Raw genomic sequence first — 15,213 nt, 5'->3', positions numbered from 1 at the left:
GGGTGGTGGGCCGTCCGCGGTGCAGGGGGTGTCCCGGTGCGGGCGCGCCGGTGTGGGTGCGGTCGTGGTGGGGCGGGTGGCCTGGTGACCGCAGGTGGACGGCCGCGCTGACACTGCCATGCCGCACAATGGACGCCGGTGGCGAAGGGAGTACGCGGTGACCGTATGGGACGACGTGGTCGGCCAGACTCATGTGGTGGCCGAGCTGTCCGCGGCCGCGGCGGACGCCGACGCCCTCGTGACGTCCGGCGGCGCCGGGCTGCGTATGACCCACGCCTGGCTCTTCACCGGCCCCCCCGGCTCCGGCCGCTCGACCGCCGCCCGTGCCTTCGCCGCCGCACTCCAGTGCGTGAGCCCGGACCGGGCGCTGGGCGCCGCACCCGGATGCGGCTTCTGCGAAGGCTGCCACACGACGCTGATCGGCACGCACGCCGACGTCGAGTTCGTCCGCACCGACCTGCTGTCCATCGGCGTCAAGGACACCCGCGACCTGGTGCGGCGCGCCTCGCTGTCGCCTGCGGTCGGCCGCTGGCAGGTGATCGTCCTGGAGGACGCCGACCGGCTGACCGAGGGCGCGGCCAACGTGCTGCTCAAGGCGGTCGAGGAACCGGCGCCGCGCACGGTGTGGCTGCTCTGCACGCCCTCGGTCGAGGACGCCCTGCCGACGATCCGCTCGCGGTGCCGGCTGCTCAGCCTGCGCACACCCTCCGACGAGGCGGTCGCGGACGTGCTGACCCGCCGGGACGGCATCGACCCCGCGCTCGCCGCGGAGGTGGCGCGGGCCACCCAGGGCCACATCGGCCGGGCGCGGCGGCTGGCCACCGACGAGTCGGCGCGGGAGCGCCGGGCGGCGGTGCTGCGGCTGCCGATGCGGGTCACCGACGTCGGCGGCTGCCTGCGCGCGGCACAGGAACTGGTCGACGCGGCGGCCGAGGACGCCAAGGCCGTCGCCGAAGGCACGGACGCGAAGGAGACCGAGGAGCTTCGGGTCGCCCTCGGCGCGGCGGCGGGCGGGGGCAGCCGGATGCCACGTGGCACGGCAGGCGCCATGAAGGAACTCGCCGACCGCCAGAAGCGCCGCTCCACCCGTACCCAACGTGACTCCCTCGACCTCGCACTCACCGACCTCGCCGCCTTCTACCGCGATGTGCTCACCGTCCAATTCGGCAAGGGCGAGCGCATCGCGAACACGGAGGTCGCCGAGGGCATCCGGCAGATCGCCGCGACCTCCCGGCCCGAGCACAGCCTGCGGCGCATCGAGGCCGTGCTCGCCTGCCGCGACGCCCTCGACCGCAACGTCGCCCCCCTCCTGGCCGTCGAGGCTCTGACCCTGGCCCTCCGCACCCCCTGAACATCGCCTCCTGCGGTTTGCCTGTGTCGCCCCGGGCGACGCCGCTGCTGTGCCGCGGCCGACTCGCGGCTTGCCGCACATCGCCACCGGCCCGAGGGGCTGCTCCTCCCGTTGCGTCCGGACCATCGGCCGGTGGTCGGCTGAGCCCGCAGTTCCCCGCACCCCTGCCCGGGTGGGCACCCGGGCCGGTCCCGGCACCCCCGCCTCGGTGGGTACCCGGGTGGGCACACCCGGGCCCCGGGCGGCACCCCGGCAGGTCCCGGCACCCCCGCGCCCCCGGCCGGGTGGGCACCTCGGCCCCGGGGAGGCACCCGGGTAGGTCCCGGCCCCCGCCTCGGTGGGCAGCCGGGCCGGCTTGCCCGGGTCCTTCCACCCTCGGCCCCCGGGCCGCAATGCGGCGTTCGGGTGATCGCGGGCCCGTGAGCGCGACGGCAGCCGGGCCTGAGCCGCTCGCCGTTGCAAGGTGCAGGCAGTGGTCCTTGCCTGCCTGCGTGTCCCCGCGGGGCCGCAGTCGTCCCGAAGGGGTTGCCGTGGCTGACGTCGTGCGGTCCGTGACGATCGTGCTGGCCGGTGCCGCGGCCCTGCTGCTCGGGCACCGTGCGCTGCGGCATTGGTGGGCAGAGCGGGCCGGGCGCGCCTACGAACTGCCCGTGGACCGTACCGGTACCGCCCTGCGTGCGGGCGCCGCCGGAATCGCGGCACTGCTGGCCGCGGCGCTGGCCGTCCCGCTCATCGGCACCGGCGGACAGGCAGCCGTCGGCACCCAGGCGGCCGCACCCGTACCCGCACCCGTATCCCCGGCCGTACCGCCGCCTCCCGCCCGTACGCCCGAACCGGCCCCGCCGCCACCCGAGGTGCACACCCTCGGGCACCCGTCGGGCGGCACCCTCGACCAGTTGCGGGACGGCACCCTGGTGTGGCTTCCACCGCGCTACACCACGCCGAAGGCGTCCGGGATCGGCTACCCCGTCGTCGTCGCCCACCTGACCGCCGCCGCGAACGCGGACCTCTACGCCGGCTTCGCCCTGGCCCTGCACCGCAGGCACGCCGACCCCTTCGTCCTCGTACTGCCCGTCGGCTGCGACCACGACTCCGCCGCGATCACCGAAGCCGCACGCCGCTACCGCGTACTGGTCGCCCGCAAGGACACCGGCGTCATCGGAGTCGGTGCCGACGCCCCCTGCGCCGTACGCGAAGCACTCGCCACCAAGGGCCGCTACGCCGCCGCCGTCGGGATCTCCGGTCTGTATCCACCCCTTGCCCCCTCTCCACTGCCGCACCCCTCCTTGCTGCTCGCCACCACCCCCGGCGAGACGGCCACAGGCGCCGCCGCACTGCGACTTCGCCGCGCCCTCCACCCGCACGGCGACGAAGTGCGCGTCATCGACGGCGTCGCCGCCCACCGCGAACTCTTCGCCCTGGTCGCCGGCTACCTGACGGAGAAACTCGACGGCCCCGCGAAGACCGTCACACCGCCACCGGCCGCCGTATCCCCCAAGCCCCCCAGGCTCCCGAAGACCTCCAGGGCCCCCAAGACCTCCAAGGTCCCCCCTGCTTCCACGCCCTCCGCATCTCCCACACCCCCCGCTCGCCTGGTCGCCCGCACCCCCTCAGCGGACCCACATGCTGCCTACCCACCCCACATCGCACCTCAATCCCGCAAACCAGGTCAAAGCCCGTAATCACTCATTAGGGGACACCGTTCCCCGCTGTCGCCGCGCGCCGCCAGCTACGCTCGCATTCATCCGACGGGAGGACCTGAGCCGCCGATGCACCCGAAGCACCCCGTGCGCCCGCTCCGTTTCCCGGCCACCGTGATCGCGGTGACCGGGCTGCTGCTGTCCGCCCTGTCCGCCTGCTCCGGCGGCGCCGACCACGGGACGGCCGTCTCCGCACCGACCACGGCCGCCTCCGGCCCGGCTGCCGCGCCCGCCCCGTCCGACACGGCGTCCCCCGGCGCGAAGCCCACCACCACGGCCACCCTCGCGCCGCTGCCGGCCCGCACGCCCGCCGACCTCACGCCGTACTACAAGCAGAAGCTGTCCTGGCGCTCCTGCGGCGTACCGGAGTTCGAGTGCGCCTCCATGAAGGTCCCGCTCGACTACGCCCACCCCGTGGCCGCGGACGACCTCCAACTCGCCGTCGCCCGCAAGAAGGCCACCGGGCCCGGCAGCCGCCTCGGCTCACTGCTGGTCAACCCCGGCGGCCCCGGCGGCTCCGCCATCGACTACCTCCAGTACGCGTCCACCGGCTACCCCGCCGAGGTCACCTCCCGCTACGACATGGCCGCCGTCGACCCGCGCGGCGTCGCCCGCAGCGAGCCCGTCAAGTGCCTCAGCGACAAGCAGATGGACACGTACACGTCCGTCGACGCCACCCCGGACAACAAGTCCGAGGTGAACAAGATCGCCGCCGCCGACCGCACCTTCGCCGCCGGCTGCAAGAAGATGTCCACCGACCTCATCGGCCACGTCTCGACCGTCGACTCCGCCCGTGACATGGACGTCCTGCGCCAGCTGCTCGGCGACCCCAAGCTCAACTACGTCGGCAAGTCCTACGGCACCTTCCTCGGCGCCACCTACGCCGGCCTCTTCCCGCAGCGCGTCGGCCGCCTCGTGCTCGACGGCGCCATGGACCCCTCCGTGGACGCCGAGGAAAGCAGCCGCGCGCAGGCCGGCGGCTTCGAGATCGCCTTCGGCGCCTTCGCCCGCGACTGCGTCAAGCGCTCCGACTGCCCCCTCGGCCGCACCTCCGCCGCCGACGCGGGCAAGCGCCTCGACGCCCTCTTCGCCGGCCTCGACAAGCACCCGCTGCCCACCGGCACCGACCGCCCCCTCACCGAGGCCCTCGGCACCACGGGCGTGATCGCCGCGATGTACGACCAGGACGCCTGGCCCGCCCTGCGCGGCGCCCTGATCAGCGCCAACAAGGGCGACGGCGCCCCGCTCCTCAAACTCTCCGACAGCTACTACGAGCGCGACGACGCCGGCAAGTACAGCAACCTGATGTACGCCAACGCCGCCGTGAACTGCCTCGACCTCCCGCCGGCCTTCCGCTCCCCGGCCGACGTCACCAAGGCACTCCCGGCCTTCCGCGCCGCCTCCCCCCACTTCGGCACCGCCCTGGCCTGGTCCTCCCTGGTCTGCGGCTACTGGACCCTCCCCGCCACCGGCCACCCGGAACGCATCCAGGCCAAGGGCGCCGCCCCGATCCTGGTCGTCGGCACCATCCGCGACCCCGCCACCCCCTACGCCTGGGCCCAGTCCCTCGCCGCCCAGCTCTCCTCCGGCCACCTCCTCACCTACGACGGCGACGGCCACACCGCCTACGCCCGCGGCTCCACCTGCATCGACACCGCCGTGAACGCCTACCTGCTGTCCGGCACCGTCCCCCCGGCCCACAAGAAGTGCGCCTGACCTGCACCCTTCCAAGATCCGCGCCCGGTCATGACCACCCCCCACAACCCTGTAGACTTGGCGCCGCTGCGCCTGCCAGTCTTGGCCTTGAGCGCGCAGCACGCCGCCTTAGCTCAGTTGGCCAGAGCAACGCACTCGTAATGCGTAGGTCTCGGGTTCGAATCCCGAAGGCGGCTCCACCGAAGCCCAGCCCAGACAGTGTCTGGGCTGGGCTTTTTCGTTCAGCGGATGCGGCGTCGGCGCTGTGCGCGTGCCGATTTGCTACCGGTGGTCTCAGTCTTGGTCTCAGTAGGGGTCACGGCCGGCGGCATGAAGGTGTCGCCCATCCGGCTCATGGCGTCCTTGGACAGGTGCGAGCGCCCCTTGACGTACCGGCGCGTCTGGCTGATCTGCGTGTGCCGCAGGATCTCCATCACGGTCACGATGTCCACCCCCAGCTCATTCAGGATCGTGCCTGCCGTGTGCCTGCTCCCGTCGTACAGGCGGCGGTCATCGATCCCCGCCTCAGCTAGCAGTTCCTTAAACTCTTCCCAGTCCGCTCGCGGGTCCAGCGGGCGACCGTCCGGCCGGGTGAACACCGCACCGCACTCTTGCCAGGCATCCCCTTCCGCAGACCGCATCCGTTCCTGCTGAGCCTTGTGATCTCGCAGATGAGGGATGAACGGCGGGGGAATCGGCACGGCGTTCCGGCTCTTCTTCGTCTTCGGACGCGTGAACACGAGACCACCGCCCTTGCGCTCGGGGCAGGCACTCGCGTGCCTCGCGCACGTCTTCGGGCAGGGCTTGGGGCAGCCACGGGTGTAGCCCTTGTGCGCGATGCAGTCGGGCGGGCAGGCGTCGAATCGGTGCAGCCGCTTGCCGCATGCGTGGGGGTCAGTACAGCCGTGCCGCCAGGTGAGCCGCTGGAGCTGCCATTGCGGGTGGAACAGCTCGGCTTCGAGGTCTACGTACGGCCAGCGGAGACCGAGGCATTCCCCCTGCCGGAATCCCATGCCAACGCCGACAACCCACCGCATGAAAGTGGGCCGCCTCGCGGCGGCCGCGAGGAAGGCTTTCGCCTCTTCGATAGTGAAGGGATTCGCCTCGGTTTCATCGACGGTCGGCGGATCCACGAGGGTGGCGACGTTCTCCACGATCATCCGGCGGCGGTGCGCGATTTTCAGCGCGCGCGACAGGATGCGGTGCACCTTGAGCACGTGCGAGGGGGCGTGTCCGGCGTCGAGTAGTGCCCGGTACATGTGCTCAAGGTGCTCGGGGGCGAGCTTGTCGAGGCGGTGCTGGCCTACTCCCGGGATGATGTCGTTTCGGGTCTTGGACCAGTAGTCGTCCAGGGAACGGGGCTTGAGTTTCAGGCTGGCGATGTCGGTGAGATAGGTCTCCATCCACGTCGCCACCGTCGGCTTGCGGCCCGCTTTCGGGGCGCGTCCTCTCTCGCGCAGGGCTTCAAGGTCCTTGACCTTGCGCTTAATTTCCGTCTCGGTCCTGGCCCTGCGGTGGCGCCGGTCGGGGCTGCCGTCGCTCTTGACTCCCATGGTGACGCGGCCGTGCCACCAGCCGTCACCACCGAAGTAGATGGACGATTCCATGTTGGGTTTGCGAGGTGCCATGGTTCCTCCACGCGAAGAGGCGGGCCGATGTCATCGGCCCGCCTCAGGTGCGCTTTGCTCAGTGGGATTGGTCGGTCAGGCTCGCGGCGAAGCGCTCAAGCTCGTTGTGGTGGATGCGGCGGGAACGCCCGCGCTTGACGAACCGCAGGGTGCCTTCCGCCATGAGTTCGTAGATGGTGGATCGACCCAAGGAGAGCGCTTCGGCGGCTTCTTCGGGGCGGTAGAGGATTCGCGGGATCGGCGCGGCGGCGGTGCTCATGTAGGTGGCTCCTAGGTGAGCGGGGGCGCGGCCCCCTCTTCTGCCAGGTCCGCTACTTCCGCTACCTCCGCTACCGCCCTGGTCAGGGCCTTGATCAGGTAGCGGACAGGGGTAGCGGTAGCGGATGGATCCGCTACCGGGGTGTGTCGCGCGGTAGCGGGTGTGGGGTGTTGGTAGCGGATGGGTAGCGGATGCGCGGGGCCTATCCGCTACCGGGTTCGTGCAGCTCAGCGGGTGTTTTGAAGATCAGGTAGCGGAGGTAGCGGACTTTCCGGGGGTGAGGGGGCAGTACCGCGTCCAGGCGTCGGTCAGGTCGGCGGCGTAGTAGCCCTTGGCGACGCCGTCGCCGGTCTTGATGTTGCGGGCTTTGATCGGCTCGTTGTCGGCGGTGACGTACTCGGCGAGGCGCTTGGCCAGACCGCGGGCGTCCAGCGGCCGGCCGCCGATATCGGCCCACGGCGAGTCGTCCAGGGCGTTGAGGCTGGCCAGGATGTGCGCGGTGGGCATCCTGTGCGCGCCGTCGAGGGCGTCGCGCAGGTCGCAGAGCAGCTTGATACCGACGCTGGCCTTGTCGTCCTTCTTCGCGGCGGTGACCAGTTCCAGGCAGGCGGCGCGGGCACGCTCGGGCCACTGCCCGCCCGCCGCGTCGGCGACGGCAAGCAGGGGCTCCCACACGTCCGCGGGGCGGTCGCTGACTCCCTCGGGCATCTCGGGGATGGTCTCGGCGACACGCTCTCGCACGACAGCGGCCCACTTGGACAGCCGGTCGCGCAGGGCGTGGCCCTGACGCTCGTGGATGCGCAGGCGCCAGGCTTCGACGCTCTCGTTGGGAGCGCGGCGCCGCATGCGAACGATGACGGAGCGGGTCAAGATCGTGTCGGGCAGGCTGCCGAGTCCGGCCATGGCCACCGCGCAGAACGACGGGAATTCGGTCGGCGTCTGGATGCTGCCTTCACCAACGCACCGCAGGGTGCCCGCGCCGCGGCGGTGCCCGGCGTTGATGAACGCCCGAAGCTGCTCATCCCCGCCCGCGGCGGGTCCGAAGATGGCATCGACCTCGTCGAAGAGGATCGTCGGACGGCCCTCGGGTGCGGAGACTGCCCGGACCACCGCGTTGGTGGTGGCATTGGCGGCCATCAGCCGGTGGGGAACCAGGGTCTCCATGACCTCCAGCGCGCGGGACTTGCCCGATCCCGGTTCGGGGCTCAGGAACGCGATACGGGGAGTGGAGTCGAAGCACTCGATCAGGTGCGCGTGCGCGTCCCAGAGCGCCACGGCGACGTAGGCGGACTCCAGCGGGAAGATGTTGAAGCGCCGGTGGAACGCCTCGACTTCCGCCAGCAGTGCGGCGCCGTCGATCGCCTGCGGGCCAGGGCCAACAGCAGAAAGGGCGCCCTGTCGGGCGGCGACCTTCGGCGCACCACTGCCGGTGGGAGTGCCGGCCGGTTCGGCGAGGCCGGTCTGATCGCGGGTGGGAGTAGGGCTTTTCAGGCCGGGGCGGGGTTCGGTGCTGGTCATGCGCTCTCCCGGGTGCGGGCGGTACGGATCGACCAGTCCAGTGCGCTGCGGATCGTCGTCCGGCACTCGGCCGCCGGCAGTCCGGCCGACTCGCCCGCGGCCTGAAAAGCCATCTCCACGGCGGTGCGGTCGAGGTCTGCCCATGCCACGAACCGGCCCACTGCGCGGACCGCGTGGAGCAACTCGGCATTCCGGCCGCCCTCACCGGTCCCGGCGACCGCGGCCACTTCGCGTTCAAGCACCGCGGCGGCGAGCCGGGTGCCGTTACGTGTGGGCATGAGCCGGATTACGGCTGTACGCGATCTCTGATGGGCCGTCAGGGCGTTGTGGAGCCACCGGGGTAGGTCTGCAACGGGTGCGTCGCTCTCAACGGCGTACAGGCCCGTTCGGGTGACGCTGCCAGGGGCGACGACCTGTCCGCCCCATGCGCGCGTGTCGACCCTCGGCGCGAGGGTACCCGCGGTGTTGTGCAGCCGCACACCGGACGGTGCGGTGAAGTACAGGTGGCGCCCGCCGCTGGGGGTCCGAACCCGGTAGGTATCGGGGACGGCCTGCCCGGCGCGCTCGCAGAGCGCCAGAACGGGTGGCAGTCCGGGCCGCTGGTGAGCGGCTGCCGACTGGCGGCGGCGAGCCAGGCGTGGGCGCGGTGCCACGGGCCGAGGCCGCTCGCTGCCCGCTCGATGTGCAGGAGCGCGATTCCGGGCGGGCCGTATGCAAGGTGCTGCCGGTCCGAGGACAGCGTCCTGGAGCTGAGAGGCATGGTGTCGGGGTCGGCGAGTTGGGTGGCGATGGCGTTGACCAGGCCGAGCGCGGTGTGAGTGGTCACGAGGCACTCCTCCTGATGCGGGCGGTCCAGGCCAGGGCGGCGGCGCGCGCCAGGTAGAGGCACACCTCTTCCTCCGGGAAGTTCACGGTGACGTGGCGCACGAGGTGGACGCGCAGCAGGGAGGTGAGGATGTCGTCGACGGCGATGCCCTGGGTGGCCGGGCCGGGCAGATGCGGCCGGTACGCGGCGAGTGCCGCTTCACGGTCGGCCCATCCTGACACGATGGCGTCACGGCCCGGAACGCTGCGCAGGGCTGCCCAGTCGGTGCTCGGGTCCTCCGGAGCCCGGCGGGACGCTACAGCGGCCGGTCGTTGAGCAGGTCTGTGATTGCGCCCTCCAGACGGCGGGCGCGGTCCCCGGGTGAAGGATGGCGTCGTCCAATCGAACGAGCCACTGTGACAAATTGTCAGGTTCGCCCTTTCAGCGAACAGCGGTTGCGCCAGTCCCCCGTTCAGGCAATACCTGCCTTGGCAATGACCTCGGCGAGCGCTGGCTTGTCGAGGTAGCGGTGGACGTCGTGGGAGGGCGGGAACGCGCCGTTGTTCACCTCGATGTCTGTGACACCCGCCGCGAGGTGGGACAGGCCGACGCATCCGGTCACGAAGTCCTTCGAGGCATACAAGTTCGTCCACTCCACGCCGACGGGGACCGTGAGCCGCTCGCCCTCCGAGCGGATGCCCTTGCGGCCGGCCAGCCAGCCCAGCGGGGATCCGCACGTCACCAGCATGGTCACGTACGGGGCCTCACCGCGACTGAGCATGTCGTAGACCACCACACTGCCCAGGGAGTGGGCGACGACCATGCGCGCGCCCGTCTCGGTCAGGGCCTCGGCGACCGCTGCGCGTACGAGGACGGCCGTCTCCTCCTTGTGCAGGTAGGTATGGGCCTCGCGGACGAACCACAGGAGGCGGCCCGTCACTCCCTTGCCCATCTTCCGGTCCACGGCTTGGATCCGGCGCACGATCCGGGGTGTGAGTGGGCCTTCTCCGAGGGTCAGGCCCGCCTCGGGCGATTCCTCCTCAACGGCGGAGGGAGCGTAGGCGGCCAGTGCACTGAGGATGAAGTCCTCTTCCTCCTCATCGATGGGCCTGTCATCCGACAGGAGCCCCGCCCCCGGGCCGCCGAGTCGTACATACCGGGTGGGTGTCTGCGGGAAAACAGCTTGGTAAGACGGGACGGTGACCACGGCCCCGACCTCAGCCCCGCTGGCCGGAGCAGCAGCTAGCGTCTCGTCGATCGTCGCCTGCCAGCTGGCACTCAACCCTGCCGTCGTCGCGTCCGAGCCCTGCTTGATTCCGTGCACCCCGACGATCTGTAGCGCGCCCATGCTTCCCCCGTTCGCCGTCCTCTGACTGCCAGTTGGCTGATCGTAGCCAGCGCCCGCGACGGTCCGTACAGCCCGGGTTAGGCTGACGTCGCCGAGCGGGGGGGAACGGATTGAGCGCGGAAGAACTGGACGGCATCGTCCGCAGGCGGCTGGTTGTCATCGCGGTCGACGGCTACGAGGACGGGCAAGAAGGCTTCAAAGAGGGCATCGCCGCCCAGGTGGAACGGATCACCGGGTGGCTGGCGGATCCTGAACTCGGGGACGACCGGCGCTTCGAGGTGGTGCGGGCGGAACACTCGCTGCGGTCCGTGGACGATCTGCGCGCCTTCCTACACGGCCAGAACCTGGCAGCGGCCAGCTACAAGGAAGCCGTCGTCGTCTACATCACCGGCCACGGGATGCGCCGCCTCGCGCAGCGCCACTACCTGATGCTTCCGAAGACGGAAAAAGAACGGCTGCTGGCGACCGCGTTCCCCACGAGTGAGCTCATCAGCGCGGTCCTGGACAGCCGGTCCGAGCACGTCATGGTGCTCGTCGACTCGTGCCACTCCGGTACCCTCCGCGCCGAGCTCGGCAGCCTGTTCCAGGACCTGTCCGATGAACGCCACAGACACAAGGGAACCGCCGTCATCACCGCCGGCGACCACTTCGAGAAGCCTCTGGTGGGCTCCTTCACCCGGCGCGTCGCCCTGGCCTGCGAGCGGATGCGGGACGAGGCCTCCGGCTACACCAGATCCCACCTGTCGTTCGCGGAGTGGGAGCAGCTCCTGCACCAGGTGGGCCTGAACGAAGGGGGCGTGGAGAAGGAGCTGGTCAGCGCCGAGTGGATCGTGCCTCACTCGCCGGGCCGCGCCCGGAGCGCCTGCCTGCCCAACCCGCGCTACAAGCCGTTGGAGAGTGCGACGAGTCCGGCGCTGCGTCAGCTCATGCTGGGTTCCGGCTCGCTGGAGGAGTTCTGGTTGGAGCGGGCCTCGGGACGGGCCGGGGCTGACGATCCCGGATGGTACTTCAGCGGGCGGGCCGAGCCGATGGCGCGCGTGGTCGACTTCGTCCGCGAGGGCGCTGGTGCTCTCGTGGTGACCGGAGCCGCAGGCTCGGGAAAGTCGGCTCTCCTGGCGCGGCTGGTGACCCTGGCCGACGCGGGCTTCGCGGCCGACCCGAAGTACACGGCCGTGATGGCGGGCATCCCGGACAGGTTGCGACCGGGCCTCGGCGCCGTCGATGTCGCCGTCCTGGCCCGGAACAAAACCGCGCGGGTGGTGGTCGAAGAGCTGCTCTCCGCGCTCGGCGGCGCTCCCGACGGCCGCGAACTCCCCTTGCAGACCCTGCTACGCCTGCTGGCCGAGCGGTCTTCCTCCGGCGCCGCCAGCCCCGTCAATGTCGTCATCGACGCACTGGACGAGGCCGAGGACCCGCTCGCCTGCGTAGGCGACCTCATCGTCCCGCTGTCCCGGCTGACCACCGCCGACGGCACCGAACGGGCCGTCCGCCTCGTGATCGGCGTCCGCAGCTCCCCCACCACCTTGTACTCGTCCGGGACGGCCCTGCACGACGAATGGGCCGACCATCTGCTCCGAAAGCTGGCCGACGCACTGCGCACGGAGGACGCGGCAGTACAGATCCTGCGCACTGACGGCCCCGACTGCTCCGCTGACATCGCCGCCTACACCGCCACCCTGCTGTGCGCCCCGCAGACCAGCCCGTATCACGGGGCGCCGGAGGCCGCCGAGGCGGCAGCACGCCACATCGCGGAAGCGGTCGCGCCTTCCTTCCTCGACGCCCGGATCGCCGCCAATCAGCTGAGGACGGCTGCGGTCCGCCAGAACCTCGACGAGGCGGGCTGGCTGAGGCGCCTCGCCGACGGCACCACCGGCCTCCTGCGCGAGGATGTTCAAGCGGTAGCCACCGCTACGGGAGTCAGCGCCGGCCTGCTGGTCACCGCGTTGCGCGCGACGGCGTTCGCACCGGGGGCCGGACTGCCGTGGGCGGAGGTCTGGCCTGCCGTCACGGCCGCGCTGGCCTCCGCGGCGTACGGTCCGGGCTACGCTGACCTTGACGCGGCCGACCACGCGATCCGCACGCTCCGATCCGGCCGTCTCACCGGCTACCTCGCCACCGCCGAAGAGGATGCCCGTATCGTCTACCGCCCCGTGCACCAGCGGCTGACCGACCTACTGCTGACCGGCCACGACTGGCGTCCGGCCCCAGCGGCGACTGTGGACGGGCCTCGCACGCACACGGCGGCGCAGGTCGCCATCACCCGCGCCCTCGCAGGCCTGGTGGAGCGCGCCCGGCCGCACCTGGCGCATCCGTACGTCCGCAGGCACTTCCTGCACCACGCGGCAGCTGGCGGCATCCTGACCGACCGTGAGGTGCCGTTGGATCTCCTCGCCCAGGAGACCTCCGGGACCCTGCGTGCCCGCCTCGCGCTGCCCCTTCCCGCCGGGGATCCTGAGCGGCGGAACCTGACGGCGGCGGCCCTGATCGAGCCGTACGCCGATGCCAGCACCGACAACGCCTCGCGTTTGGGCAGCATCGCCTTCCACCGCGGCGTACGGGGACCCGGCGGGACGGACGAAATGTGGGCCAGCACGCTGGGTGGCCTGCCCGTGACGCCGGCTTGGGGGCGTTGGGCAGCGCGCGTGAACGTACTGGCGCCCGCGCCGGGTCAGACGAACGCCCTATGTGTGGTGCCGACGCTGGACGGGCGCCAGCTGGTCGCCGTCGCGGCAGAGGCCGGTGGTGTCCGGATCTGGGATGCCAGGACGGGCCAACATGTCGCGGACCTGGACACGGGGCCGGTGCACCGCCTGCGCACCATCCTGGCGACCGGCGGGCGCACCTTCCTGGTCACGCTGGGGCAGCATGATGTGTGGATCTACGACCCTGTCTCCGGGCAGCCCATCGCGCAGACGCCGCTTCCCCGCACCCATGACGTGCATGTCCTGGCAGATGGTCCCGCGTTGTGGAGGCTGTGCGTCCTGACCAGCCGCGGTGCCTTCGTGTGGAGGCCGCGTGCGAACAAGCTGTTCGAGGCTTCCGGGTTCCCGCACGACATCACCCGGGAGTACGACCGCGGACGGGCGCCTTTCCTCCGGCTGACGGCGGTGGTCCGCCGGAGGAGCGGCGAGGCCCTGGTCGCCGTTTGCTGCGAGGACGGAATCCGTTTGTGGGACCCGGTGTCGGGCATGACAGTGGGGCCTTCCTTCGGAGGCGGCCAGGTGTCGGGCGTGGTGGGTGTCGCCCGGCCGGACAACGCTGACGACGACCTGCTGATCGCCGAGTCCCCCAATCCCCTGGTACCCCTGCAAGTGTGGAACCCCTTCACCGCTCAGCCGGTGGCGCGTACTCGGGAAGGCGGCAGCACGGCGGTGGCGGGACCCGAAGGGACGGCATTCGCCTACGTCGCACGCGGCCGCATCGTGCTGCAGGGCGTTGGCACGGATTCAGCTCGTTCGTTCGATGCTGACATCAAGTCCGTGGACGCCCTCGCGGTCCTTGAAGATCCCGCCGGTCCGCGAGTGGTGTCGGCTGGTCCGCAGGGCATCAGGATCTGGGATCCTGGCTTCGACGGGCCGCTCTACGAGGACGGGTTGACGGAGTCGGTGTACCGGGGACCCTCGTTGGAGCAGCACCGGCGGCGTGCACCCACGTGGTCCGTGTGCAGGTCGCTTCTGTCCGCCACCGGTGAAGCTACGGGTGGAGATGTCCTCGTCCTCGCCACCCGAAGCGGGATCGACGTCCACAGCGCCACGACGGGAACCCTGCTGAAGCGCATCGGGACCGGGCTCGTCAGTCAGGTCCTGCCGCTCGTCCCCGCTGGGACACGAGTGGCAGTCAGCGACCCGAAGGGCGACCTGTCCATCTGGGATCTCATCTCGGGACAGATGGTGATGACGAGTCGCAAGGATCTGTCCCGGTCCATCCTGTCCTCATGCGTCGCCTGGACGGCCGCAGGCCTGCCGATGTCCGTTTCCATGGGTGCCACGGGCCACATCAGAGACCTCACATCAGTGGTCCTGGACCCCGAGGCCGAGCAGTCCACCGCGAGTACGGTCCCGCTCAGCGCCGAAATCGGCGAATCCCCCGTCCAGTTGCTGGGAGCCCTGCCTCCCTCGTCCTCCGGCGATGTCGTCGTCGTGGCGGGCGTCGGCCAGGAGGTCGTGCTCATCGAAGTGGCATCGGGACGCCGTACCGGTGCGCTGCCGCGCTGGGACCACAGAGGGGGGCACGGCAGCGTCTTGTACATCCTGGAGGGCGATGGCGACCCGCTCCTGGTGATGTCGAACGGGACACACGTCGGTGTCTGGGACGTGGCCACCCGGACCCGGATCACCGCCTGGGAGTCCCAGGACACCTTCGCCCTGACCGGCCTGCCCGCACCCGACGACCGCACGCTGCTCGTCTCAGGAGGCGCCAGCGGTGTCCGGATCTGGGACCCGCGGACGGGCCACCTCGTCCACACCGTTCTGACCGGCGCCCCGGTCCACGGCATCGCCATGGGCGAAGGGCCCTCGGGCATCGTGCTCCACCTGTACGGCCCTGCGGGCCTGGCGACCCTGTCGGTCGACGTCAGGCTGCTGTGACGGGCCGTTGACTGGATGCACCTCTCAAGGGTGGCGTGACTTCTTACTGACGGCCGAGCCGGAAAGCCCCTGCAGAGCTAAAGAAATCCTCTTATCATCCATCGGCGCGGTGACATCCGCAGGCCTTTTGAACAATCACACAAGCAGCCTGGCGTCACCTCCCACCCAGAAACCCGGTAACTATGGAACCGACAGCTGCGAGGTGATAAATCTGTGGCGTGCTGTCTGCTCATCAGCACGGTTTCGTGAGGTGGGGGGCTGTTCATGCACGTGCGCATGGTTGTTGTGCTGCCTGCGCGAAGCCGGGCGGCAGGTTCAGCCGC

At 70.8% G+C, this 15,213-nt stretch carries 9 protein-coding genes, 1 tRNA gene and 3 pseudogenes; 5 read left to right on the top strand and 8 right to left on the bottom strand.

Annotated elements, in window-relative coordinates; all coding sequences use genetic code 11:
- Window positions 1-157 precede the first annotated feature (157 nt).
- The 4 genes from ACGFMP_RS35135 to ACGFMP_RS35120 all read left to right on the top strand — a co-directional run bounded on the left by ACGFMP_RS35135 (window position 158) and on the right by ACGFMP_RS35120 (window position 4,946).
- Window positions 158-1,351 (top strand): DNA polymerase III subunit delta', encoded by a 1,194-nt coding sequence (locus ACGFMP_RS35135; RefSeq protein ID WP_393677829.1) that lies wholly within the window; start codon window positions 158-160, stop codon window positions 1,349-1,351.
- 530 nt (window positions 1,352-1,881) lie between these two features.
- Window positions 1,882-3,033, top strand: a complete 1,152-nt coding sequence (locus tag ACGFMP_RS35130) for a hypothetical protein (RefSeq protein WP_393677827.1) — start codon at window positions 1,882-1,884, stop codon at window positions 3,031-3,033.
- An 87-nt stretch (window positions 3,034-3,120) separates the two neighbouring features.
- On the top strand, window positions 3,121-4,767 hold the full coding sequence (locus tag ACGFMP_RS35125) for an alpha/beta hydrolase (protein WP_393677825.1): 1,647 nt from the start codon (window positions 3,121-3,123) through the stop codon (window positions 4,765-4,767).
- 102 nt (window positions 4,768-4,869) lie between these two features.
- Window positions 4,870-4,946, top strand: a tRNA-Thr gene (locus tag ACGFMP_RS35120).
- Window positions 4,947-4,988: 42 nt separating this feature from the next.
- Here the strand turns inward: ACGFMP_RS35120 and ACGFMP_RS35115 are convergent.
- The 8 genes and pseudogenes from ACGFMP_RS35115 to ACGFMP_RS35080 all read right to left on the bottom strand — a co-directional run bounded on the left by ACGFMP_RS35115 (window position 4,989) and on the right by ACGFMP_RS35080 (window position 10,304).
- The gene (locus tag ACGFMP_RS35115) at window positions 4,989-6,374 is read right to left on the bottom strand and encodes a tyrosine-type recombinase/integrase (protein ID WP_393677823.1); all 1,386 of its coding nucleotides are present in this window, start codon (window positions 6,372-6,374) and stop codon (window positions 4,989-4,991) included.
- Between the two features lie 58 nt (window positions 6,375-6,432).
- Complete coding sequence (locus ACGFMP_RS35110) at window positions 6,433-6,633, bottom strand: helix-turn-helix domain-containing protein (protein ID WP_393677822.1); 201 nt, start codon at window positions 6,631-6,633, stop codon at window positions 6,433-6,435.
- A 246-nt stretch (window positions 6,634-6,879) separates the two neighbouring features.
- Window positions 6,880-8,151, bottom strand: a complete 1,272-nt coding sequence (locus ACGFMP_RS35105; protein WP_393677820.1) for a DUF3631 domain-containing protein — start codon at window positions 8,149-8,151, stop codon at window positions 6,880-6,882.
- The gene (locus ACGFMP_RS35100) at window positions 8,148-8,429 is read right to left on the bottom strand and encodes a hypothetical protein (protein WP_393677917.1); all 282 of its coding nucleotides are present in this window, start codon (window positions 8,427-8,429) and stop codon (window positions 8,148-8,150) included. The genes ACGFMP_RS35105 and ACGFMP_RS35100 overlap by 4 nt, the downstream gene beginning before the upstream one ends.
- Window positions 8,430-8,543: 114 nt before the next feature.
- A pseudogene (locus ACGFMP_RS35095) lies at window positions 8,544-8,804 on the bottom strand (bifunctional DNA primase/polymerase); the annotation flags it as partial.
- Window positions 8,726-8,977: pseudogene (locus tag ACGFMP_RS35090) on the bottom strand (lanthionine synthetase); the annotation flags it as partial. The pseudogenes ACGFMP_RS35090 and ACGFMP_RS35095, both read right to left, overlap by 79 nt.
- Window positions 8,974-9,255, bottom strand: a pseudogene (locus ACGFMP_RS35085) (hypothetical protein); the annotation flags it as partial. The pseudogenes ACGFMP_RS35085 and ACGFMP_RS35090, both read right to left, overlap by 4 nt.
- Before the next feature lie 173 nt (window positions 9,256-9,428).
- Complete coding sequence (locus ACGFMP_RS35080) at window positions 9,429-10,304, bottom strand: hypothetical protein (protein WP_393677818.1); 876 nt, start codon at window positions 10,302-10,304, stop codon at window positions 9,429-9,431.
- A gap of 110 nt (window positions 10,305-10,414) precedes the next feature.
- Here ACGFMP_RS35080 and ACGFMP_RS35075 point away from each other — a divergent pair, with 110 nt between their 5' ends.
- Window positions 10,415-14,890 carry an AAA family ATPase gene (locus ACGFMP_RS35075; RefSeq protein WP_393677816.1) on the top strand — a complete coding sequence of 1,492 codons (4,476 nt, stop codon included), beginning with the start codon at window positions 10,415-10,417 and terminating at the stop codon, window positions 14,888-14,890.
- The last annotated feature ends 323 nt before the right edge of the window (window positions 14,891-15,213 follow it).

The organism is Streptomyces sp. NPDC049040, from assembly GCF_043197715.1.
GTDB lineage: Bacteria > Actinomycetota > Actinomycetes > Streptomycetales > Streptomycetaceae > Actinacidiphila.
The sequence above is the reverse complement of the archived record's forward strand: the minus strand, read 5'-3'. Positions and strand labels throughout refer to the sequence as shown.

What these genes read in the sequence shown, in the direction of transcription:
- ACGFMP_RS35100 (WP_393677917.1), bottom strand. Translation starts at nt 8,429, where the DNA reads ATGCCCACACGTAACGGCACCCGGCTCGCCGCCGCGGTGCTTGAACGC.
- ACGFMP_RS35105 (WP_393677820.1), bottom strand. Translation starts at nt 8,151, where the DNA reads ATGACCAGCACCGAACCCCGCCCCGGCCTGAAAAGCCCTACTCCCACC.
- ACGFMP_RS35125 (WP_393677825.1), top strand. Translation starts at nt 3,121, where the DNA reads ATGCACCCGAAGCACCCCGTGCGCCCGCTCCGTTTCCCGGCCACCGTG.
- ACGFMP_RS35080 (WP_393677818.1), bottom strand. Translation starts at nt 10,304, where the DNA reads ATGGGCGCGCTACAGATCGTCGGGGTGCACGGAATCAAGCAGGGCTCG.
- ACGFMP_RS35115 (WP_393677823.1), bottom strand. Translation starts at nt 6,374, where the DNA reads ATGGCACCTCGCAAACCCAACATGGAATCGTCCATCTACTTCGGTGGT.
- ACGFMP_RS35110 (WP_393677822.1), bottom strand. Translation starts at nt 6,633, where the DNA reads ATGAGCACCGCCGCCGCGCCGATCCCGCGAATCCTCTACCGCCCCGAA.